Origin of the sequence: Pantoea sp. WMus005, from assembly GCF_013415305.1 — a bacterium.
Lineage (GTDB): Bacteria > Pseudomonadota > Gammaproteobacteria > Enterobacterales > Enterobacteriaceae > Pantoea > Pantoea rara.
This window is the reverse complement of the sequence record NZ_JACBXU010000001.1, coordinates 1834017-1858177: the sequence shown is the minus strand read 5'-3', so window position 1 is coordinate 1858177 and position 24161 is coordinate 1834017. Positions and strand designations below refer to the sequence as shown.

Annotated in this window: 16 protein-coding genes and 1 pseudogene; 8 read left to right on the top strand and 9 right to left on the bottom strand. The window is 55.6% G+C overall.

All coding sequences use genetic code 11. The features are described 5' to 3' along the window. Position 1 precedes the first annotated feature (1 nt). Both dusC and HZZ01_RS08410 read left to right on the top strand, forming a co-directional pair. Complete coding sequence (gene dusC, locus HZZ01_RS08415; RefSeq protein ID WP_179896403.1) at positions 2-952, top strand: tRNA dihydrouridine(16) synthase DusC; 951 nt, start codon at positions 2-4, stop codon at positions 950-952. Between the two features lie 70 nt (positions 953-1022). Then, the gene (locus HZZ01_RS08410) at positions 1023-2219 is read left to right on the top strand and encodes an MFS transporter (RefSeq protein ID WP_179896401.1); all 1197 of its coding nucleotides are present in this window, start codon (positions 1023-1025) and stop codon (positions 2217-2219) included. Positions 2220-2230: 11 nt separating this feature from the next. Here the strand turns inward: HZZ01_RS08410 and HZZ01_RS08405 are convergent, their stop codons facing one another. From HZZ01_RS08405 to HZZ01_RS08390, 4 genes are all read right to left on the bottom strand, one after another. After that, positions 2231-3832 (bottom strand): inorganic phosphate transporter, encoded by a 1602-nt coding sequence (locus HZZ01_RS08405; protein WP_179896399.1) that lies wholly within the window; start codon positions 3830-3832, stop codon positions 2231-2233. A gap of 187 nt (positions 3833-4019) precedes the next feature. Further along, positions 4020-5141, bottom strand: coding sequence for a L,D-transpeptidase family protein (locus HZZ01_RS08400; RefSeq protein ID WP_179896397.1), 1122 nt, complete (start codon positions 5139-5141; stop codon positions 4020-4022). A gap of 214 nt (positions 5142-5355) precedes the next feature. Continuing rightward, complete coding sequence (locus HZZ01_RS08395) at positions 5356-7170, bottom strand: glycoside hydrolase family 15 protein (protein ID WP_179896396.1); 1815 nt, start codon at positions 7168-7170, stop codon at positions 5356-5358. Between the two features lie 202 nt (positions 7171-7372). Further along, positions 7373-7954: a DedA family protein gene (locus tag HZZ01_RS08390; RefSeq protein WP_179896394.1), complete on the bottom strand. Its 582-nt coding sequence runs from the start codon at positions 7952-7954 to the stop codon at positions 7373-7375. Between the two features lie 201 nt (positions 7955-8155). Between HZZ01_RS08390 and HZZ01_RS08385 the strand changes: the two genes are divergently transcribed. The 3 genes from HZZ01_RS08385 (at position 8156) to HZZ01_RS08375 (ending at position 12540) form a co-directional block, all read left to right on the top strand. After that, a complete protein-coding gene (locus tag HZZ01_RS08385; protein ID WP_179896392.1) occupies positions 8156-8743 on the top strand; it encodes a Yip1 family protein in 588 nt (195 codons plus the stop codon). 178 nt (positions 8744-8921) lie between these two features. Continuing rightward, entirely contained in the window at positions 8922-9869 is a 948-nt protein-coding gene (gene pbpG, locus HZZ01_RS08380) for a D-alanyl-D-alanine endopeptidase (protein ID WP_179896390.1), read from the top strand. Between the two features lie 226 nt (positions 9870-10095). After that, entirely contained in the window at positions 10096-12540 is a 2445-nt protein-coding gene (locus HZZ01_RS08375) for a DUF3772 domain-containing protein (protein WP_179896388.1), read from the top strand. A 92-nt stretch (positions 12541-12632) separates the two neighbouring features. Here HZZ01_RS08375 and HZZ01_RS08370 read toward each other — a convergent pair whose 3' ends face one another. The 3 genes from HZZ01_RS08370 to dld all read right to left on the bottom strand — a co-directional run bounded on the left by HZZ01_RS08370 (position 12633) and on the right by dld (position 18712). Then, positions 12633-15284 (bottom strand): beta-N-acetylhexosaminidase, encoded by a 2652-nt coding sequence (locus HZZ01_RS08370; RefSeq protein ID WP_179896386.1) that lies wholly within the window; start codon positions 15282-15284, stop codon positions 12633-12635. Between the two features lie 48 nt (positions 15285-15332). Then, on the bottom strand, positions 15333-16730 hold the full coding sequence (locus HZZ01_RS08365; protein ID WP_179896385.1) for an OprD family outer membrane porin: 1398 nt from the start codon (positions 16728-16730) through the stop codon (positions 15333-15335). Between the two features lie 278 nt (positions 16731-17008). After that, entirely contained in the window at positions 17009-18712 is a 1704-nt protein-coding gene (gene dld, locus HZZ01_RS08360; protein WP_179896383.1) for a D-lactate dehydrogenase, read from the bottom strand. Positions 18713-18867: 155 nt separating this feature from the next. Here dld and bglX point away from each other — a divergent pair, with 155 nt between their 5' ends. Further along, a complete protein-coding gene (gene bglX, locus HZZ01_RS08355) occupies positions 18868-21165 on the top strand; it encodes a beta-glucosidase BglX (RefSeq protein ID WP_179896381.1) in 2298 nt (765 codons plus the stop codon). A 96-nt stretch (positions 21166-21261) separates the two neighbouring features. After that, positions 21262-22137, top strand: a complete 876-nt coding sequence (locus tag HZZ01_RS08350; protein WP_179896380.1) for an oxygenase MpaB family protein — start codon at positions 21262-21264, stop codon at positions 22135-22137. A gap of 174 nt (positions 22138-22311) precedes the next feature. Here HZZ01_RS08350 and HZZ01_RS20960 read toward each other — a convergent pair. Beyond that, positions 22312-22506 (bottom strand): annotated as a pseudogene (locus HZZ01_RS20960) (DDE-type integrase/transposase/recombinase); the annotation flags it as partial. 30 nt (positions 22507-22536) lie between these two features. Continuing rightward, positions 22537-23145: a TetR/AcrR family transcriptional regulator gene (locus HZZ01_RS08345; RefSeq protein ID WP_179896378.1), complete on the bottom strand. Its 609-nt coding sequence runs from the start codon at positions 23143-23145 to the stop codon at positions 22537-22539. A 93-nt stretch (positions 23146-23238) separates the two neighbouring features. Here HZZ01_RS08345 and HZZ01_RS08340 point away from each other — a divergent pair, with 93 nt between their 5' ends. Continuing rightward, on the top strand, positions 23239-24120 hold the full coding sequence (locus tag HZZ01_RS08340; RefSeq protein WP_179896376.1) for an SDR family oxidoreductase: 882 nt from the start codon (positions 23239-23241) through the stop codon (positions 24118-24120). Positions 24121-24161 lie beyond the last annotated feature (41 nt).

Below are 24161 nucleotides of genomic sequence, written 5' to 3'. Positions count from 1 at the left end.
TATGAGGGTTTTACTGGCACCGATGGAGGGCGTGCTGGATTCACTGGTACGCCAGCTGTTATCGGAAGTGAACGACTACGATCTCTGCATCACTGAGTTTTTGCGCGTGGTCGATCAACTGCTACCGGTAAAATCCTTCTACCGTCTCTGCCCCGAACTGCATAACGCCAGTCGCACGCCTTCAGGCACGCGGGTGCGTATGCAGCTGCTGGGGCAGCACCCCGAATGGTTAGCTGAGAACGCCGCACGCGCGGTGGAACTGGGCTCCTGGGGTGTTGATCTCAACTGTGGTTGTCCTTCTAAGCTGGTCAACGGCAGCGGAGGCGGCGCAACGCTTCTTAAAGATCCCGAACTGATTTATCGCGGCGCGAAAGCGATGCGTGAAGCCGTGCCTGCGGATTTGCCGGTGACGGTGAAAGTGCGACTCGGCTGGGATTCCAGCGCCCGCAGTCTGGAGATTGCCGATGCGGTTCAGCAGGCGGGTGCCAGCGAACTGACGGTGCATGGACGAACCAAAGAAGAGGGCTATCGTGCAGAGGCGATTAACTGGCAGGCGATTGGCGAGATTCGTCAGCGTCTGCGCATTCCGGTGATTGCTAACGGCGAGATATGGGACTGGCAAAGTGCGCAAAACTGTATGGCGGTCACCGGCTGCGATGCGGTGATGATTGGCCGTGGCGCACTGAACATCCCCAACCTGAGCCGGGTCGTGAAATATAACGAACCGCCAATGGCCTGGCCGGATGTGGTGCGGTTATTGCAGAAATACAGCCGGCTGGAAAAGCAGGGTGATACTGGCCTCTATCATGTGGCGCGTATCAAACAGTGGCTGGGTTATCTGCGCAAAGCTTATGGCGAAGCCGAGGGCTTATTCAGTGAAATCCGTGCGTTAAAAAACTCGGGTGACATCGCGCAGGCGATTGATCGTCACGCGATGGTTCATGGTTTGTGATAAAAAATCAGGCGACCCCTTAGCGACCTGACGGTATAGTGGGCAAAATTTCTCATACTCTTTGCGTGCTATGTCTGACACCGCTGTATTGAGCAACAGCCAGCTCAACAAACGAATCCTCTCAGTTGTCATCTTCACTTTCTTCTGCTATCTCTCCGTCGGCCTGCCGCTGGCCGTACTGCCGGGCTTCGTCAAAAATCATCTTGGCTTCAGCTCCTTCATCGCCGGGCTGATTATCAGCATTCAATATTTTGCGACACTGCTCAGTCGTCCGCAGTCGGGCCGTCTTGCCGATCGCTTTGGGCCAAAACGGGTGGTGATGCTGGGACTGCTCTGCTGCGGCATGAGCGGGGTGCTGACTATCGTGGCTGCATTGTTGAGCAGCTGGCCCTGGCTGAGTCTGGCGCTGCTGGCTATCGGGCGGCTGTTTCTTGGGGTCGGTGAGAGCTTCAGCAGCACCGGCTCCACGCTGTGGGGTATGAATATCGTCGGGCCGTTGCAGACCGCGCGCGTGATCTCCTGGAACGGTGTCGCCACCTATCTGGCGATGGCCGTCGGTGCGCCGCTGGGCGTGCTGCTCAACAGTGAATTTGGCATCAGCGGATTTGCCGGGCTGATTGCGCTGATGGGCGTGGCTGGCTATCTGATGGCCAGCCGCAAACCGGCGGTGACGGTCAGCGTGGGTGAGCGCATTCCGTTTCACCGCGTCTTCTCCCGCGTCTGGCTCTATGGCCTGGCGCTGGGCTTCGGCACGATCGGCTTTGGCGTTATCGCGACCTTTATCACTCTCTATTTTGCCAGCCGTGACTGGCAGGGCGCAGCCTATGCGCTGACGCTGTTCAGCCTGGGGTTTGTGCTGGTGCGGCTGGGGTTTGGTCGCTTCATTACCCGCTTTGGCGGATTGCGCGTATCACTCTTCTCTTTCCTGCTGGAGTGCCTGGGACTGCTGATTATATGGCAGGCGGACAGCGCCTGGCTAGTGGGCGTGGGCGCATTCCTGACCGGCAGCGGCTTTTCGCTGGTCTTTCCGGCGCTGGGTGTTGAGGCAGTAAAAAGGGTTGAGCGTCAGGATCAGGGCTCGGCGCTGGGTACCTATTCCGCCTTTCTCGATCTGGGGCTGGGCTTAACCGGCCCGGTGGCGGGGCTGTTTATCGGACACTGGGGGATGCAGTCAGTCTATCTGGCTGCCGCGATAATGGTGCTGGGCGCGCTGCTGATCACGCTGCGACTCTATGGGCAGCAGCGGCTCACCCCTGAGAGAGGGTGAGCCGCTGAGTATCAGAAATGGGTAAACAGCCAGTAGAGCAGGGCGGAAAGCAGAATAGAGACTGGCAGCGTTAATATCCAGGCGACAGCCAGATTACGCAGGGTCGAAAACTGCAGGCCGGATCGGTTGGCCGCCATCGTGCCCGCTACGCCGGACGACAGCACATGGGTGGTCGACACCGGCAGGCCAAAGCCATCGGCCGCGCCAATGGTCATCATTGCCACCAGTTCGGCGCTGGCACCCTGCGCATAGCTCAGATGGGTTTTGCCGATCCGTTCTCCCACCGTCACCACAATCCTGCGCCAGCCCACCATCGTGCCAAGTCCCAGCGCAATCGCCACCACCACTTTCACCCACATCGGAATAAAGCGGGTGGCGCTGTCGAGTTCTGTTTTCACTGCTTTCAGGTTGCGTTCGGTCTCCTGCGGCAGGGTGACCTTTGCATTCTGAAGATGCTTGATCGACTCTGAAGCCAGATACATCTGGTTGCGGGTGTTGGTCACCGCCTGAGCAGGAATATTATCCATGGAGCCGTAACGGCGAATCTGATCGCCCACCTCGGTGAGCGTCCTCGCCAGCGCTGGTAACACATCGGCGTTCATGTTGTTGCTGCCGACAAAGCCGGTCAGCACGTCGCGAGCCGCCGGAGGATGCGCCGTTGCCGGTTGCAGTTGCAGCAGCTGATGTGCGGTGACTTCGGTCAGCGCGGCCACGCGTGGGATCTGATCGGCAGGCAGCGATCGATTCAGGGCGTAGGCGATCGGCATGGTGCCGACCAGGATCAGCATAATCAGCCCCATGCCTTTCTGCCCGTCGTTAGAGCCGTGCGCAAATGAGACGCCGGTACAGGTCAGGATCAGCAGGCCTCGAATCCAGACCGGTGGCGGCTGGTCACTCTTCGGTGCCTGATAAAGCTGGCGATTGCGGATAAAAATCTTCATTACCCACAGCAGCAGCCCGGCGCAGACAAAACCGACCACCGGTGACAGTAGAAGGGCATAGCCCACCTTCAGTGCCTGATCCCAGTCTACGCCGCTCAGTCCGCTGCGCCCATGCAGCATGGCGTTAGCCACCCCGACGCCGATAATTGAACCAATCAGAGTATGTGACGACGACGACGGCAGGCCAAAATACCAGGTGCCGAGATTCCAGATAATGGCGGAGAAAAGCAACGCATAGACCATGGCGAAGCCGTTGCCGCTGCTGGCCTGCAGGATCAGCTCGACCGGCAGCAGTGAGATAATGCCAAATGCGACCACGCCGCTGGAGAGCAGCACACCCATAAAGTTACAGAAACCGGACCAGACCACCGCGACGCCGGGCGTCAGCGAATGGGTGTAGATCACCGTGGCGACCGCATTGGCGGTATCGTGGAAACCATTGACGAACTCAAAGCCGAGCGCAATAAGCAGCGCCAGTCCCAGCAGAAAGAACGGCAGATAGCTGGTGACCGGAGTATTGGTCTGTTCAACGTCATTGACCAGGTTGAGGCCGGCGAAGGCCAGACCGGCGGCCAGGAGAATGAAAAACAGCGGCTTACTGAAGCGACTGCCTTTGCCGTTGAAATCGGGGCGTCCCTGGGCTGATGAGGAGGAGAGACTGTTTTCGCTCATGGTGTACCTCATGTTGCTGATGCCGGATGCTGATTTGCATCGGGTTAACGCAGTGTGATACGCGCTTTATATGACAGATTAATGATCGTCATGCGGGGAAGGATGGCGGAAATGTTCGCTAATTTGCCTTAATCTAGGCAATAAAAAAGCCAGCGACAGGCGCTGGCTTCAGAGGGCAGGGCGACAGTTACGAGCTGGTGTTCGCCGCTGCTGCAGGCGCTGCGGGCGTTACCGGCGCTGCGGGTGCGGCTGGCTCAGTGGCCGGCTGCTGGGGCTGCGTGGCATCACTGCTTGCACCCTGTGGCGTGATCGGCGTCATTGGCTCTTCCTGAGGCGCAGCCTGTGAGTTTTCCGGCACCGGAACAGGCGCGGTCTGGATGTTATTCTCCACACCGTTCACTTTTACGGGCATACCAGTACGGTTCTGAATCGCGGCGTTAACCTGATCCTGATTCACGCTGGCATCAACCACAATTTTGCTCACGGCCTGAGTCAGTGTAATCGGCACCAGCTCACGTGAGTTGAACTGCTCTTCGGTGGTGGACAGTGGGTTATGCACTTCTACATAACGTGAACCGTCTGGCTCCACGGTCGCTTTCACGGGCTGATCAACGAACTGTACGCGCGTACCAACCGGCACGTTCTGATACAGCCATTTGATATCGTCAGCACGCAGGCGCACACAGCCATGACTCACGCGCAGGCCGATACCGAAGTTGGCGTTGGTGCCGTGAATCGCATAGAGACGACCAATGTAGAGCGCGTAGAGGCCCATCGGGTTATCCGGGCCCGCCGGGAACACCGCTGGCAGCGTTTCACCGCGTGCCGCGTAATCCGCATGCATGCCTTTGGTTGGCGTCCAGGTGGGGCCATCTTTTTTACGTTCTACCGCAGTCGTCCAGCTGATCGGGGTATCTTTACCCAGCTCACCGATACCAATCGGCAGAACCACGACGGTTTTGCTGCCTTTCGGGTAGTAGTAAAGACGCATCTCCGCGCTGTTAATCACAATGCCTTCACGCGGTGCGTCAGGGAGGATCAGCTGCTGTGGGATGATCATTTTGCTGCCAGCCTTAGGCAGATAAACGTCAACGCCCGGATTGGCTTCCAGCATATTGCTGAGGCCCATCTGGTACTGCGCCGCAAAAGCTTCCAGCGGCAGTTTGCTGTCTTCAGGAACAGTAATTTCGATATTTTCCCCGATCAGACGGCTGTTAGCCGGCGGTAACGGGTAAACCACAGCAAAGGCTGACTGGCTGAAGGCCGCCAGAGCCAGTGCGATTGAAGCGAAAGCGCGAATTATTTTCATATTTTACAATTCTTTATCGCCATATTTCAGGCTGTTCAGTGTGTCGAATTCATGCTGGCCAATGTGACCTGCTGCGCATTATATGTTCATTAAACTGACGTTGTGAATCGGGATTTTAACCTGCCTGCAATACTTTACGTAAATTCACCGCGGATGTTATCGCATTTCAGGAAAGCAGGAGCGTAAAAATGGGGCTTTCCGGGGTTGCCACTGACTAAGGCTGCCACTGCGTCTGTTCGCCGCTGAGTTTACGATTCAGGAAAAAGGCGGCACTGATCAACGCCAGATGCGTCAGCGCCTGCGGCGTATTGCCCAACGCATGGCCGTGGCTGTCGAACTCCTCGGCATAGAGACCCAGCGGATTGGCGTAGCTCAGCAGCTTCTCAAATTCAAAATGCGCTTCCTGAATCCGGCCTGCGCGTGCCAGACACTCGACATACCAGAAGGAGCAGGCGCCAAAAGAGCCTTCCGATCCTTTCAGGCCATCGGCGGGTGTTTCATGTGTATTGTAGCGCCGCACCATACCGTCGCTGACGAGGTTGGTTTTAATCGCATCCAGCGTGGCAATCCAGTCCGGGTCGGTGGCGCCGACGAAGCGCACCAGCGGCATCAGCAGCATGGAGGCGTCGAGATGTTCGCCATGCCGTGTTGCAGAGAAGTGGCCGCGCTCGCTGTTCCAGAAGTTAGCCCAGATATCTTCGCGGATCTCGCGGCGCGCCCGATCCCAGCGCTCATAAGGCATTGGCAGAGATCGCTTCATGCCAAGACGCAGCGCGCGATCCATCGCCACCCAGCACATCAGACGCGAATGCAGAAAATGCTCCGGTTCGCCGCGCATCTCCCAGATACCCGCATCGGGCTGATCCCAGTTTTCACTCAGCCAGTCGATCATTTTGACCACATGTTCCCAGCCGCGCTGGGAGATGGCCTCGCCATATTTATTGGCCAGATAGACCGCATCCATCAGCTCGCCATAGATATCGAGCTGCGTCTGCTCCCAGGCGCCATTGCCGATACGTACCGGGCGGGAGTCAGCGTAGCCGGAGAGATTCAGCAGCTCCATTTCATGCAGCTCAGTGCCGCTGTCCAGCCGGTACATTACCTGCAGACGCATCTCTTCGTGATGGCTGTTTTCAACGCAGCGACCCACCCAGTGGGTAAAGTGTTTGGCTTCATCGATGTAACCAAGCCGCATCAGAGCATACATGCTGAAGGAGGCGTCGCGTATCCAGGAGGCGCGATAGTCCCAGTTGCGCTCGCCGCCCAGCTCTTCAGGCAGGCCAAAGGTTGCCGCCGCCGCAATGGAGCCGTGCTGATGCGAGGTCAGCAGCTTCAGGACCAGCGCCGAACGCTGCACCATCTCGCGCCAGCGTCCCTGATAAGTACTGTGGGCGCTCCAGCGTCGCCAGTAGTTCACCGTCTCTTCAAAGCAGTGTTCAGTGGCCAGCGCTTCGATATGCGCATCATCCACGCTGCCAAATTCAAACTGCGCATGTTCGCCGGGCTGTAAGGTGAAGTGGGCGGTTGCGCTCTCCTCTTCCAGCGTCATGACCACGGAGGCGGCGAGGCGCAGTGATGGCTGGCCCTCAGCATGAAAATCGATACAACCTTTATTCACTTCGGCACGGGTCTGCGCGCGGGCATAGTCGTGGCGGGGTGAGCAACGCATCTGGAAGGTCGCGCTGCCGCGGACCATTTTGACCCGCCGGATCAGGCGCGGCTGTTTGTCTGTATCATCACAAATCGGCATGTAGTCGGTGATTTCCGCCACGCCTTCATCATCCAGCCAGCGCGTCTGCAGGATGTTGGTATCGGGCAGGTAGAGCTGCTGACGTCGCGCATTGGGCCAGTCAGGGGCCAGGGAGAAAAGTCCGGCTTCATCGCTGTCGAGCAGCGCGGCAAAAACCGACGGGCTGTCGAGTTCGGGCCAGCAGAGATAATCAATGGTGCCGTCATTGGCGATCAGCGCACAGGTACGCAAATCACCGATGACGCCGTGATCTTCAATCTTACGTTTTACCTTACTCATCCTCATCTCCCTGTCAGTGTCCATGCTAACTATAGCTGAGCTATTCGATGCGGCTTCGTTTGGGCACAGATGGTTAACGCGAGGTTTAATGAGAAAGGAAAGGGGAGGAGGGGGCGTGAGACGCACCGAATCGGCAGCAGAGTCGCCGGGCTCTGATCAGCGCCTGGCGACCTGTGCGTCAACGGACGAATCCGCTGTTCATTTATTGCTGATCGGCACGTCGGTTGTGCCAGCGGCGGATCACCCAGCGCAGCACAAAGGCGAAAACTACCGCGCCGAACAGCCACAGAAGGTGCTTCAGATGCTGGTCAAGCTTGTGCAACCACGGTGCGATGATGCCGCCCGCGAAATAGCCCAGTGTCACAAAAATCACCGACCAGATAGCCGCGCCAATGACGTTAAGAATAAAAAACTTCATTGGGTTGAGGCGGCTGGAACCAATAATGATTGGACCAATCAGCCTAAAGCCATACATAAAGCGCACGCCGATTACAAACAGGCTGGGACGGCGTTTAATCAGGCGGTTCGCTTTCACCACTTTATCCTGATGCTTTTTAAAGCGGCGCAGGATACGCGTGCCCCAGCGGCGGCCGACCCAGTAGAGCAGCTGATCGCCGACAATACCGCCGCCCATCGCAGCCAGCACAACGCCGACGTAATGCAGCAGCCCCTCATGCGCGGCAACGCCGCCCAGTAACGTAAATGTCTCCCCCTCGGCAATACAGCCAATAAAAAGTGCAAGATAACCGTACTGCGTAATTAATGCGTTAATATCCAGATGCAAAATGACTCTCCCTGTTCGGTGATGGTTCCCCAAGTCTATACGCGATTTGGCTTCGCTTCCGCCCGCGCATCACGTCTGTTTATTTATGCTGTTTTTTTGTCCGGTCACCACGAAAATTTTACTGCCGCTTATACTTGAAGAGACGCTGCCCCAAAGACGTATGCAGCACCGGGCGGCCCATCGCATCAGAGGAGTGACTTTATGAACCATGTCTGGGGACTTCTGGCGCATCCGAATCAGGAAATGCGCCATATCAAGCAAGAGAATGAGAGCGTCTCGCACCATTACACGCACCATGTTCTGCTGATGGCGGCGATCCCGGTGATCTGCGCATTTATCGGTACAACCCAGCTGGGCTGGAATCTGGGCGAGGGGCAATATGTGCAACTTAACCTGGCGACCGGGATCGGGCTGGGCATTCTGTTCTATATGATTATTCTGGGTGGCGTCGCAGTGATGGGACGCGTCATTCACTGGATGGCACGTGATTATCCGCAGCGTCCCGGCGTACAGCGCTGTACGGTATTTGCAGGCTATGTGGCCACGCCGCTGTTTCTCAGCGGGCTGGTAGCGCTTTATCCACTGGTCTGGCTCTGCGTGCTGGCAGGCGCGCTGGCGCTGCTCTATACCGGCTATTTGCTTTATATTGGCATTCCCCTGTTTCTGAATATTGACCGTGAAGAGAGCCTGCGCTTTTCCGGTTCTACGCTTGCCATCGGCGTGCTGGTATTTGAAGTGTTACTGGCACTCACCGTGGTGCTGTGGGGATATGGACCGCATCTGTTTTGATTGACCGCTGCCGCCGCTCTGGCGGCAGTTCTCTTTTTACGCCCGGAAACAATCTCACCAGGAAATCTCTTAACCTTACGGGTATGATACCGCTGCCAGCCCGCGCTCCGACGTCACTGAAGCGGGCGGCCTGTGTCGGTCTGACACAGTACACCTTCATAACCGGGTTTTTTCTACGATGCCTGCAAAAATTCGTTCCACCCTGCTTTCGCTGGCGCTGCTCGTTTCAGGGCAGATTGTTTCACTTCCGGCGCAGGCGACCACGTCACTGTCGCAACTTGCGCCGATTGCTCAGCCGCAGATCGCGTCTGGCAGTGCGATGATTGTCGATCTCACGACCAATAAGGTGCTCTTCTCCAGCCACCCGGATCGGGTCAGACCGATTGCGTCAATCACTAAGCTGATGACCGCGATGGTGGTGCTGGATGCGCATCAGCCGATGAACGAAATGATCAACGTCGATGTCAGCCAGACGCCGGAAATGCGTGGCGTTTTCTCGCGCGTGAAGCTCAATAGCCAGATCAGCCGCCGTAATATGATGCTGCTGGCGCTGATGTCCTCAGAAAACCGCGCTGCCGCCAGCCTGGCTCACGCCTATCCGGGGGGGTACAACGCGTTTATCCGGGCGATGAACGCCAAAGCACGTTCTCTGGGTATGAAACAGACCCGCTATGTCGAGCCAACCGGCCTGTCGACACAGAACGTCTCCAGCGCGCAGGACCTGATTAAGTTGCTTAAAGAGACGCGGGAATATCCGATACTTGGCGCGCTCAGCACCACGAAAGAAGAGACGGCGGTTTTTGCCCATCCGAGCTATGCGCTGCCGTTCCGCAACACTAACCATCTGGTCTATAAAAATGACTGGCACATCCAGCTGACCAAAACCGGTTACACCGATGAGGCTGGCCACTGCCTGGTAATGCGCACCATGATTAACAATCGTCCGGTGGCGCTGGTCGTTCTGGATGCGTTTGGCAAATATACTCACTTCGCCGACGCCAACCGTCTGCGCAGCTGGATTGAGACCGGCAAAGCGGCTCCGGTGCCTGCCGCCGCGCTGGCTTATAAGAAACAGAAGTCGGGTCAGGTCGCCAGTAATGGTGCCGGCAGTGCCGACGTCGAGTAGACATTAGCCAGTGTCGCGGGCTGCGTGCGCTGGCGTTACCTGCTGGCTGAGCAGGACTTCGGGAAGATAAGGTAAGAGGTATAAAAGCATCTTAATGCCTCTTACCGCCCGGAATCAGCCCGGAAAATGCCCGTTATTCCTATATTGCCCTCTCTTGCAAAGCCCTACACTACGCACGACTGGCGAGGGAAGATCGCCTGATTTAAGCTGCCGGAATCTTACTCATATGTTTATACGATCCTTTTATGCATTGTTTATGCTGGCGCTGGTGGCGTTTGCCCCGACGCTGGCACTGGCCGCGGATAATACGGCCACGCCTGCTCAGGAACAGGATGCACCACCGAAGCTGAATGCTACGGTGGAACTGCCGAAAATGCAGAAGATCCTCGATAAAATCAAAAGTCAGGTCTCCGTCGATGCGGGCGAAAACAAGCTGACACAGCTGAATGAAATGGCGCTGGAACTCTCTGGCAATGCCGATACGCTGGGTCAGGCGCTGGTACCCGATCGCCAGCAGGTCGATGCACAACTGGGTGTACTTGGCCCGGCCCCGAAAGCCGACAGCGGAGTGAAAGAAACCCCGGAAGTAACGCGCAAGCGTAACGCGCTTGAGAGCCAGAAAAGCAAACTCGACGACCAGATCAAACAGGCCGAAGGGATTAAAAATGGCGCCTTAACGCTGTCGTCGCAGATTGTTAACCTTCGTCGTGATCAGCTGAAAAGCCAGCTGGCGCTGAACTCCGGCAGCATCCTTGGGACACGCTTCTGGTCACCGCTGCTCAACAGCCAGGATCTGGATGGCGAGAAAATTAGTGAATTTCTGCAGGAGTTGCAGGACACCGCGGCACTCTCATGGGAGCCGGGCTGGCGCGCAGGCAGTGTTTTCTGGCTGCTGGCGGCATTGCTGGTGATGACGGTGGGTCGTCGCTATAGCGAGGAGTTTCTGGCCTGGGTCAGCATTAATAAACTGCCGGAAGGAAAGCTGCGTCGCAGTTTCCTGGCGGCAGCGATAGCGATCACTACGCTGGTGGCGGTGGTACTGGCCTTTAATTTTATTTCTCTGGCCCTGACCCGCCGTAATGAGGTCTCTGAAAACGTTCAGGACTTTATTGATAATCTGGTTCAGCTCAGCGTCTTTTGTGGCCTGATTGCCGGACTGGGACGCGCGTTCCTCTCGACCCGGCGGCCAAGCTGGCGCTTACCGACGATCTCCAATGAAGTGGCGATGGCACTTAAGCCGTTTCCGCCGATTACCGCGGTGCTGGTGTTTATCTTCCAGACGGTCGAGGCGTTTAACTACAGCGTTGGCACCAGCCTGAATACCACCATTTTTGCCAACGGACTGACAGCGCTGCTGATTGGCTGTACCGCGCTGGCCATCAGCATGCGCACCAACCGCGTGCGTCGTCGCCTGACTCAGGCGGGTACGCCACCGGAAGCCCGCTCGACGCTGGTCGGGCTGATCCAGATGGGCCTGACGCTGACCGCGCTTGCTATTCTTGTGTCGCTGCTGATCGGTTACGTTACGCTGGCGCGCTTCCTGAGTTATGAGGTGATCTGGTGCGGCCTGTTGTTTGGCTCGTTCTACTTCCTCAGTCATCTGCTCAAAGATGGTTGTGAAAGTCTTTTCTCAACCAGTAACGCCACCGGTCGCCGTATTCAGAGTTCGCTCAACATTAATGAGCGTCACCTGCAGCAAACCGCTACGCTGCTGACGGCCATCGGGAAAACCTTCCTGGTACTGGTTGTGGCACTGGCGCTGATGAACGGCACCTTTGCCTCCTCAACCCCAATTGAGCTGCTGCAAAAAGTCATTGAGTTCTGGGGCGGTAAAGGCCTTGAGTCCCTGAACATCGTGCCAGCGCACATGGTGAATGCGATCATCTGCCTGATTGTCGGTATCTATGTGCTGCGCTCGGTGCGCCGCTGGCTCGACACCGATTTCCTGCCAAAAACCACCATGGATGTGGGAATGCGGGTGTCGCTGGTGACGCTGTTCAGCAACATCGGCTATGTGCTGATTATCCTGCTGACGCTGTCGATTATGGGACTGCAGTGGAACAAGCTGGCCTGGATCGTGAGTGCGCTGTCGGTCGGTATCGGTTTTGGCTTACAGGAGATTGTTAAGAACTTTATCTCCGGTTTGATTCTGTTGACCGAGCGGCCAGTCAAAGTCGGTGATCTGGTGAGCATCAGCGGCATCGAAGGGGATATTCGCCGGATTAATGTGCGTGCTACAGAAATTCAACTGGGCGATAAATCCACGGTGATCGTGCCGAACTCACAGTTCATCTCGCAGAATGTGCGCAATGCGACAATGGGGAATGCGCAGGGCGTTGTCACCATTACGCTGACCTTCCCGCTCGATATCGATCCGGTAAAAGTGCGCGATATTCTGCTTGAGGTCTACAACGAAAACGAACGCATTCTGGAAACGCCGGAGCCGTCTGTTTCGTTTAAAGATCTGACCCAGCAGGGCATTATTCTGAGCGTCACCGGTAACGTAGCGGGTCAGCGTCAGATCTCAGGCGCGAAGAGCGACCTGCTGTTCGATATTCTGACGCGTCTGCGTAAAGAGGGCATCCTGCTCTCCACACCGCAAACCATGATTATCGAGCGCCGTCAGCAGATGGCAGGTGTAGAGCCGGTACAAGAAGAGAAGCTGGTTTAAGAGACCCGTTTAGATGTGAAAGGGCCGACGTCTGTCGGCCTTTTTTATGTTCAAAACACTGGCTTCTTAGCCTGTTCTCTCACGTCCGCTTGCTACAACGTTTCAACGCGGCTGGTGCGCTGGCCGTCACGGCTGACCGAGCGGATTGCTACAGCACCGCTGACCTGAGGCGGTCTGGTGACGTCATAGCGCTGCCAGTTAGCGCCCTTATCCAGACTGTACTCCAGCATCACGCCAGGCAAGGCCACGTTCATTGACAGGATGCCATCCACGATTTTTGCTCCCGGCACAGGCAGGCGATAATCGATACCCTCCTTATCCAGTTTCGCCAGTTCCCGTTGTCCCAGCAGATTGGCAAATCGCTGCCAGTCATTCAGTCGTGCCTGCTGATCCACCAGATGCGTCTTGCCGCCTGCATATTCCTGCCCGGCCTGATAATCCCGCTCCCAGCTGGCGCGATGCCAGCTTCGTTCGGCGACCGCAAACAGGCGCGGATAGATCATGTGCTCCATCTGAGCGTCAGTGCGCACAGTTTCACTCCATAGCTGGGCTGAAATGCCATAAGCACCGCTCCACGGCTTCTCTGATTTGGCGCTGAAAAAGTTGCCGTCGCGATCCACCGACGTTTCCGCATTCTGCGGCAGGTTGTCCGGTGCGAAGCCAAAGATTTTGCGCTCGTCGTTAAAGCGTGTGCCCCAGTAATAGCCACGTTCCAGCGGGTTAACTTCATACGGGAAGTCCAGATAGAGGTAATCAGGGCTGGATATCACGACGTCATAACCTTTCTGTGACCAGTCACTGGCACTGTCATAACCGCCCCAGTAGAGCGTGTCCCAGAAGTTGACCGCAACACGCCGGGTAGCGAAGGCCGTCGCATCTTTGGCATCTTTCAGGCCATCCTGCCACGCCTGCATTTTGCCAATGCCGTGCCGGTTAACTATCTCACTCACGGACAGGGCGAAATAGCTGGGCAGGTGCGCCAGATCTTCGACTTTGCCGCTTTTCACCAGCGCCTGACAAACCTGCGATTTTGCCCACGGCAGATCTTCTTTACGCCAGTCGCGCAGACCGGTTCCCGGTTTGGGGCTGTTTTTGTCTGAGTAGCCTGCGCCCAGCCGAATATTCTTCGCTTCGTCGCCGCCAAAATGCCAGACGCTGAGCGGCTGTCCTGCTTCCTGGTGCATCGCCTGAATCTCACCGATCACTTTGTCGACAAAACGCTGCGAACCCGCAATGCAGGGATTGAGATAGCTGGTGCGGTCATAGAGTTGTACGGAGGTGGTATTGGAATCATCGGTAGGATCAATCAGGCGATACGCGCTGGCCTGTTCAGACTCTCCCTCCTTCATCAGCCGCTGATAGCGTGCTTCCATGGCGATGACGGCCGCACGGGCATGCGCTGGCATATCAATTTCCGGGATCACCTGGATGTGCCGGGCCTGCGCATATTTCACAATCTCAACGTAATCGGCGCGACTGAAATACCCGCTGCCGTTGTTATCACTGAACGGACCAGAACCGAGCTGCGGCAGCAGACAGTGCTGTTCGGTCAGGTCATGACAGCGTTTGGCCCCGATATCAGTGAGTTCCGGTAAGCCGGGAATCTCAATCCGCCAGCCTTCATCGTCAGTGAGGTGAAAGTGGAAGCGGTTCATCTTCCAGGCTGCCATCTGATCAAGCAGTCGCATCACCGCCTGTTTACTGTGAAAGTTACGGGCAACGTCAAGAAACGCACCGCGGTAGGCGAAGCGCGGCGCATCATGGGCTTCCAGCGAGGCGATACGCGGCGTGTCTTCACCGGGTACCAGCGAAAGAATCGACATCAGACCATAAAACGCCCCGGCGGCATCGTAGCCCACTACGATGGCGCGACGAGGCGTGATATCCAGATCGTAAGCGCCCGATTTCGCGGTCTTGCCGCTGAAGTGCCCCGGTGCGATCTGCGTCGTGATGGCAAACCCATCAGGCGCTTCTTTCAGGCCAAGCTGGTTCAGATGCTGTTTTACTGCTTCACCGGTTTCACGGCTCAGTCCGGTCAGCGTCAGCCTGATGCCATGGCTGAGGTCGGCATCGTGCGGGCGGAGTTTTACCTCAAGCGGTGTGGGTGTGATTTGACCCCGCAGCGCAGAGGCGGACAGGGTGGCAACATCGCTATTTTTATCGAACCGGCTGGCGGGCTGCATCAGAACATTATGGTCATCGGCACTGCGACGCCAGTGATCACCCAGCGGCAACACAAACTGAGTGAGATCTTCGTGGTCGGTGCTGGCAATAATTTTTGGGGTTGCCTGCCCGGCCGTGACATACCAGCGCGGCATCACATCGGTAATAAACAACTGCCAGTATTCGTTAATGATGGGAATCTGCACAGATTCGCCTGCGCCAATTCCGGTGAACTTCTGTGTCGGCTCCAGCCGGGTTAAATCGCCAACCAGATGCGTCATTTTAAACTGGTCGTTTTCGACCCTTAGCGTCTGGTGGACATTACTCATGTAGATCGCCCAGTGCTTGTCGGTCAGTGCCGGGCCGTTGTTGGTCAGGGTGATGGTGGCACGATTGCAGGCAGCATAGTCAGCACCCAGCGTGGCGCAGTCGATCCCATTCAGGGCCGCCTGATTATCATTCACCTGATACGTGACGCCGAACTGGCTGATTTGATTCACGACCTGCTGCTCTGAGGAGCTGGCGTGGGCTGCGGCTGCAACGCCCAGCAGAGTGAGCGCGATAAGGCTTAACTTAAACATGTTGATTCATCCTTGCTGGTGAAAAAGTATCCGGGCGTTCGCAGAGCGTCAGAACAGGGTAAATGGCACGATAACCATAAATTTGATGTCCTTCTCGTCCTGGAAAATGTTGCCGTAACCGCCACTGTAACTGGGCAGATCGCTGTGATTGTCGTAGCGGGTATAGTGCAGTTTGAACAGAGTATCTTTGGCGCGGCCCTGCTGGATTTGATAGATCAGATCAAGGTTCCAGGCAGACTCTTTCAGCCGCTGACTCTGGTCAACGGTGGGCAGGGTGGCGGGTCTGGCGTCCCAGCCCCAGACGTACGATGCGCCCACTTTCCATCCCGCCAGCTGCCACGGCGTTAAGTCGAGCATCGCACCGGCAAAAACCGCTTTTTCGCCATTGGCATTCCAGTCGGAACGGGCATCCCACCAGATATCCAGTCGTCCATTGGAGCTGGCGTATCCGGGCGTCATGCGCTGCAGAAAGAAGCCCTGATTACCCTCCGCCTTAACCCAGCTGCCTTCAAGGCGCAAATCTACCGGGCCGACGTTATAGCCGACCGTGATCGCCTGTAACCAGGCCAGCCCATCGTAGACATCACGGGGATTAGCGGCACCACCTGAAACGTTGTCATGCGCACCATAAAACTGATAGCTGGTGGAGAGTGCATTGCCGTAAGGTGTGGCCGACCATGAGGCTTTGGCAAAATATTGATCCATATAATTTGCCGCCTGGCCAAATGCACCTTCCAGCACCAGATTATTTTTGAAGTCATATTTCATGCCGAATGAATGCAGGTAGCTGATATGCGTTTTGCCATCAGCCTGCCGGAAATCATATAAATCACGATACCAGGGCGCTTTATATTTATCGCTCCACATCCAGGAGAGGGATAATGCGCCCGCCTCCTGAAAATCATACATCGCACCCACTTCGGCGCCGCGATAGGTACCGGGTAAGAAACTCCAGTGCGGCGCAATAATGGTCTGGCCGGTTGGCTGAATATATCCGGCGCGTAACCAGTAATCGTTATATTTTAATTTTAGCGCGGCTTTATAAATTGATGCGCCGCCGCTGTCGCCATTCCACTTTTCATCCCAGCGGGTACGTGCCTTACTGAAGCCAATTTCATTGGGAGCAGCGGGGCCGCTGTCAGAGAGTTCGGCTGCACCAAAAATGGCGAGGTCCAGACCAATCCACTCCCCGGCATAGCCTGACTGAAAGTCGAGATTACTGTTGAGCGAGGTGTGATGTAAATTAGCCCGATATTGCCCCTGATATTCACTGGCGGGCTCGGTGTTTCTGCGATCGCGCTGACGCTGCCAGTAAAAAACATTCCCTTTAAGCGATGCGTCGTCAATAAACCCACTGGCATAAGCCGGCGAGGGACTGACTGCTGATAACGCAATGGTCAAAATGGCTAATTCCAGTAACGCAAGCGCGTAATTAATTTTCCCCATCACTCATCCTCCCTGAATGAGATCCAATTTAATAAAGATATTGTTTTTGTGGCGATAATTTATTTTTCGTGGCGCGAATTATCAAATGGCAGTGTGACGATTTGTGAGACGTTGCGCATAACCCAACAACGGGGGAATTAATAAGGTGCAATCTGGGAAGGGGAATTAATTTTTTGAAAAGATGTTAGTAATAAAATGGGCCGCAGCCGGGAACGAACAGATCAATCAAAAATATGACGGTCAGCCTGCTCAGACAGGCAGGCTGACCGGTAACGCCATTAAACCTGTTTCACCGCCCAGCCTTTTTGCTTGCTGGTTTTGCCAATGCCGGGATTGAAGCTGTTAGTCGGATCGAGCCGGCGATAGAACGCCGCCAGTTGCGGTTTCGCCTGATAGAGATGCCCAACGTTATGTTCAGCGGGATATTCCGCGCCGCGCGCCTGAAGGATCTCCAGCATCTGCGCTTTCAGCGCGTGCACATCGACCCCTTTTCTGACGATGTAATCCTGATGGAAGACATGACAGAAGAAGTGACCATAGTAGAGGCGATGGCTTAAAGATGCGCGAATCTCATCGGGCAGGGTTTCAAACCAGTCCGCATCGTTGCGGCGCAGGGCGATATCCAGCGCCAGAATATCATCGACCTCATCGGCATGCACCGCGTGGTAGCGCACGGCCGCACCTGCCGCCGCGAAGCGATGCAGAAAGGCGTGCGCACCTTCTTTGCCTTCACACTCAAAGAACTCGCCGCCGCCTTCGCGGAAGTAGTCACGCAGGAACTGACGCGCTTCTGCCACGCCGTCGCCCGACATCTTCAGCATCAGATGATGTTCATATTTATCGCGATACTGCTTCATGCGTTTGGGCAGATGCGCCGGAAACAGTTTACTCAGGCGCTGCAGCAGGCGATCGCTGAAGTGCGGTTTAACGAAGGAGAGCTTGTTCAGCCAGGCATCAATCCGCCCCTTCAGCGTGAAAAACAGCGGCATCTTATCGGTGCCCAGCTTGTCGATCATCAGGAAGGTGTCTTTGCCATAGACTTCCGCAATGTCATAGATGTCGCGGTGCATATATTCGCCCGCCACCGGCAAATGAGTAAAATGCGCCAGCATGTGACGGCGGATATCGTTGAGCACAGCGGGTTCGTTAGTGCCGATGTAAAACACCTGCTGCTGCGGTTCGGTGGGGAAGGTATCAAGTCGCACCGCGAAGACCGCCAGTTTCCCGGCACAGCCGGATGCTTCGAACAGGCGACGCGCATCAGCGTTGTAACGCGCTGGCGTATCGGCATCAACTTCACGCACCCGGTCTGCATATTCATGATCGGAAGCATGACGGCCATCGTGCTGCACATCTTTAGGCTGCCAGCGATCGTCATCCAGTCGCCCCAGAATCTCTTCTGGTGAGGTCCCCAGATCGATACCCAGATGGTTAACCAGCTTCAGTCTTCCCTGTGCATCAATCTGAGCAAACAGGGCCATTTCGCTGTAGGCCGGGCCGCGCTTGATCAGTGATCCGCCGGAATTATTGCAGATCCCGCCCAGCACCGAGGCACCAATACAGGAGGAGCCAATCACCGAGTGAGGCTCGCGCCCCAGCGGCTTGAGCGCTTTTTCCAGCTGATAGAGTGTACTGCCGGGGAACGCCAGCACCTGCTGGCCACTGTCAATCAGCTGAAGCTTATCGAGTCGCAGGGTACTGACGATCACCAGCGGGCGATCGTAATCGTCGCCATGCGGCGTTGACCCTTCGGTCAGGCCGGTATTGGCCGCCTGCATCAGGATGATGACATCCGCATTCACCAGCGTTTGCAGTACCCGCCAGAGCTCCAGCAGCGTACCAGGAAACGCCACGGCCAGCGCGTCACCTTCGCCGGAGCGAAAGCCTTTGCGATAGCGGGCGGTCTGTTCAGGTTCTGTCAGCAGATGAGAGGGGCCGACCAGGCGGCGCAGGTCAGAAAGCAGGGCAGAGGTTTGTGTCATGAGCAATTCCCTTGTCTTATCAGTGCGTCCTAACTGTAGCACGTCAACTGACCACAACGCAGTGTGACCCTGACCGCTACCTGCTATTCTCATCTTGTGGCACACTGCCGCCTGTTAATTCGATATTGCGCAGTTACTTAAGAGAACCCAACCTGATGAAATGGATTTGCTCTGTTAGTCTCGCTGTCTCCCTCGCGATGCAACCCGCTTTAGCTGAGACAGTGCAAGGTAACCACCCGATGACCGAACAGGCGCGGGATGCCTTCGTTAACCAACTGCTTAAAAAAATGACGCTGGACGAGAAAATCGGCCAGCTGCGTTTAATCAGCGTCGGACCTGATAATCCGAAAGAAGTGATTCGCGACATGATTCAGAAGAGTCAGGTTGGCGCGATCTTTAATACTGTGACCCGTCAGGATATCCGCGCGATGCAGGATCAGGCGATGCAGCTCAGCCGCCTGAAGATCCCGCTGTTTTTCGCCTACGACGTTATTCATGGTCAGCGCACCATTTTCCCGATTCCTTTAGCCCTGGCGTCGAGCTGGGATCTGGATGCGGTGAAAGAGGTGGGGCGCGTCTCCGCCTATGAAGCGGCCGACGATGGGCTGAATATGACATGGGCACCGATGGTGGATGTCAGCCGCGAACCGCGCTGGGGTCGTGGTTCCGAAGGTTTCGGTGAGGATACGTATCTCACCAGCGAAATGGGTCGCAGCATGGTGCAGTCGATGCAGGGAAAAAGCGCGGCCGATCGCTACAGCGTAATGACCAGCGTGAAGCATTTCGCACTCTATGGCGCAGTGGAAGGGGGACGCGATTACAACACCGTGGACATGAGTCCGCAGCGTATGTTCCAGGACTATCTGCCGCCCTACAAAGCCTCACTGGATGCGGGCAGCGGCGGCGTGATGGTGGCGCTCAACTCCATCAATGGCGTACCGGCCACGGCAGACAGCTGGCTGCTGAAAGATCTGCTGCGTGATAAGTGGAAATTCAAAGGCATCACCATCAGCGATCACGGTGCGATTAAAGAGCTGATCAAACATGGCGTCGCCAGCGATCCGCAGGAAGCGGTGCGCATCGCTCTGAAGTCGGGCGTCGATATGAGCATGAGCGACGAATATTACAGCAAGTATCTGCCTGCGCTGGTGAAGAGCGGCGACGTTACCATGGCTGAAATTGATGATGCGGCACGGCATGTGCTTAACGTCAAATATGACATGGGCCTGTTTAACGATCCCTACAGCCATTTAGGTCCGAAAGAGAGTGACCCGCAGGATACCAATGCGGAAAGCCGTCTGCATCGGACTGAAGCGCGCGACGTCGCGCGTAAAAGCATCGTGTTGCTGAAAAACCGTCTGGAAACACTGCCGCTGAAAAAATCGGGCACCATTGCCCTGATTGGTCCGCTGGCAGACAGCCAGCGCGACATTATGGGCAGCTGGTCTGCGGCGGGCGTGGCGAAGCAATCCGTTTCGCTGCTGCAGGGCATGCGCAATGCCACAGAAGGCAAAGCGACGCTGCTGTATGAGAAGGGCGCGAACGTCACCGACAACAAAGGGATTCAGGACTTCCTGAACCTCTATGAGCAGGCTGTTTCTGTTGATACGCGTTCACCGCAACAGATGATTGATGACGCGGTCGCTAAAGCGAAGCAGGCCGATGTGGTGGTCGCCGCCGTGGGTGAAGCGCAGGGTATGGCGCACGAAGCCTCCAGCCGCAGCGATCTGGTGATCCCGCCGAGCCAGCAGAAGCTGTTAGCCGCGCTCAAAGCCACCGGTAAGCCGCTGGTGATTGTACTGATGAACGGACGCCCGCTGTCGGTGGTGAATGAAGATCGCATGGCTGATGCGATGCTGGAAACCTGGTTCAGCGGCACTGAAGGCGGCAACGCCATCGCCGATGTGCTGTTCGGCGACTACAACCCGTCGGGCAAATTGCCGGTCTCCTTCCCGCGTTCAGTGGGTCAGATTCCGATCTACTACAACCATCTGCCAACCGGTCGTCCTTACAACTTTGCTAAGCCGAACAAGTACACGTCGCACTACTACGATGCAGCTAATGGTCCGCTCTATCCGTTTGGTTACGGCCTGAGCTACACGACTTTCACCGTGTCGCCGGTCAAAATGTCGTCGCCAGCCATGCCACGCGACGGCAGCATTGAAGCCAGTGTCACGGTGACCAACAGCGGTAAGCGCGATGGCGCGACGGTGGTGCAGATGTACCTGAACGATCCGGTCGCGTCCATCAGCCGTCCGGTGCAGGAGCTGCGTGGTTTCAAACGCATCATGCTGAAAGCGGGTGAGTCGCAAACCGTGACCTTTAAGATCGACGTCGATGCGCTGAAATTCTGGAACCAGCAGATGCAGCATGTTGCGGAGCCCGGCAAATTCAACGTGATGATTGGACTCGATTCCGTGCGTACTCAGGATGCGCAGTTCAACTATCAATAACCGTCAGCCTTTTCCCTGAATGCAGGGGAAGGTGATGCGGCGCGTCGTGAGCGTCCTGCTACCGCGCGCCGCATCATATCCACTATCAGAGCCGCTATGATTAATCTGCGTGACCGCATTCAGCAGCAGGTCTTCCGCCTTAATGGCCTGTCGATGAATGAATTTGACCTTTCTCAACCGCCTGGCGATCCCGGTCTGTTTGGCCCCGATAGCGTGATCTGGCGCGTCCACGGTGATTTCACCGCTATGATGTGCGGCGGGATCAGCGCGCTGCTGTTGCAGATGCTGCATCCGGCGGCGCTGGCGGGCGTCTGGGATCACTCCAATTTCCGCGAAGATATGATGGGCCGTCTGCGTCGCACCAGTCAGTTTATCGCCGTGACGACCTACGGTAATTTGCAGGATGCACAGACGCTGATCGAGCGCGTAAAACGCATTCACCTCAAAGTCAGCGGCGTCGACAGCGCGGGAAAACCCTATGCTGCCAGCGATCCGCATCTGCTGACCTGGGTGCATGTGGCGGAGACCAGCCGTTTTCTGGCCGCCCATCTGCGCTACAAAAATCCGCAGCTTAGCCGCGCCGAACAGGATCAGTACTATCAGGAAGCGGCGCAGATTGCCGAAGCGCTGGGCGCGGAGAAGGTGCCGAAAAGCGTCGTTGATGTGGCGGATTATCTGCAACAGATGCGTTCAGAGCTGCGCTTTGATGAGCGTACCGCCGAAGTGACGCGACTGCTGATGAATGCCCCTGCACCCAGCTGGCAGGCGAAACCGGTGATGAAAATCATGCTTAAGTCAGGCTTCGGGCTGATGCCAGCCTGGGCGCAGGCAATGTCTGGCCGTGAAACCGGCCGCTTTGAGCAGGCGATCATTGACCAGAAGATTAATGCGATTGCGGTCGGGTTGAGATGGTCGATTCAGCGCGGTGCCTGGTATCGGGCAATGGTGAGAATGGGAAGGGATCCGGGTTGAGATACTCAGCCTTTAAAGGCAAGTGAGCGAATAAAGGGATTTTTTACAGCAATGAGTTATATCAGGGTCTGGGTAGGTACTTTTGCTCAGCCCGTTAACGTATTGGACTTAGCCACGACAGGCCATCAGTGTCGATGCTGACGTCCGCTTCGGGCCAGAAGCGGACAGCCAAAAATGCGTAATCAGTCGGTGTTCAGCGTTACGCCGACACCGGCCTTCGCGTTTGAGCTGGCCGGGCGCACTGCCTTATGTCGGGGCTTTATCGGTGTTGATGAGGCGGGGGATTTGCCAGCCTTTCACGTTATTTAAAATCTTCCCGGGAAAACGATAGGCCGCTTTGTTGTTACGACGCCGGTAAAAGTAAAAATCAAAGGGACTCACGCTGAACCCAGCGATAAATCATCTCAGCATAGAAAAAGCGACTAATAATATCTTCTTCGCAGTTTGCGGATCTTCTCCATGAGCTAGCAGTGACGAAGCATTAATTAACTGCGCGTCGATATATGTCGCTGCAAACTCTGGAGACATATCGGCAGAAAATTCTCCGTTGGCTTTTGAGCGCTTCACCCATTCTTTGAAAGTGGATAAGCCTTGCTCCTCAAGGAAATCGACTTGTGCGCGGGTTGCTTCGCCTAATTGCATCCGAGCCTCACGCATTTTTACAAAAAGACACCCCATCGGGGACTCATGGTTACAACTCACTGACGTGGCAAATGACACGAGGTTCTCAAGGACTTCCTGAAACGGAGAGTCACTCTTTAACATCTCTTGCACAGGACGTAGCACTTGTTCCTGGTACCTGATAAGAACAGCTTTCATTAAGCCATCTTCGTTCGAAAATTCACGATAAAGGCCAGGCTTCGATACACCTGATCTCCTGCAAATTTCATTAAGGGATAAGCTGCCTATATCCTCTTTCCAGTAAGAATCCATTGCTACATCTAAAACATGGTCACGATCAAGAGTCTTAGGCCGCCCTCTTGAAGGCTTAGTGGGATGTAAATTCATTTTATACTGCCTGGTATTTTAATTTGACATGTCATACATTGCCTTTTATTGTACCAGCCGGTATTTAATTTTCAATCTGGAAGGAAACGAAAGATGAGCGAAGCAAAGAAAAGCATAGTGGTCACAGGAAGCAGCAGTGGATTTGGTCAAAAAGCAGTAAAGGATTTTGCAGATAAAGGCTATCAGGTGTTCGCCACAATGCGCGGCCCGACAGGCAAGAACGCTACCGTTAAGGCTGAACTGGAAGCCTATAGTGATTCCATCCATGTCGTCGATATGGATGTTACCCATGACGAATCGGTCAAAACAGCCATTGCAAGCGTACTTGAAAAAGCGGGCAAAATTGATGTTTTGCTAAATAATGCCGGTGTAATGTACCTTGGCATTACAGAAGCATTTAGCATTGCCCAGGCTCACGAGCAGATGGAAACTAACTATTACGGTGCTATGCGGACCATTCAGGCAGTTTTGCCTGCTATGCGTGAAGCCAGATCAGGCCTGATCATCAACACCTCATCCATGGTTGGCCAAATTTCAGCGCCATATTTTTCTACCTATGCCGCGACTAAACACGCTCTGGAAGGCTATCTTCAGGGGTTACGCTACGAAGTGGCACCCTTCGGCATCGATATTGCTATCGTACAACCTGGCCCATTCCCCACCGGTTTAAGTGCATCAGGACAACAACCGTCACGCACAGACATACTGGATAGCTACGGTGATTTAGCACATATTCCTGCTGCTATGTTCGAAGAATTCGGTAAATTTATGCAGAGTGATCAAGCACCTGATCCACAAATGGTCGTAGACGCCTATTTAGCGCTCGCGGATATGCCACAAGGCAAACGCCCGACACGTACGCCGGTTGGCTTAGTTTGGGGGGTTGATGAAATTAACGCAGCTAAACAACCCATTCAAGACCGTGTGTTGAAAGAAATGCAACTAGACACCGTTTTAGGCGGTGCTGACGCGTAATTTTCGGTCCCAGGGGCAGCAGACTATCGGGACTGCCCCTG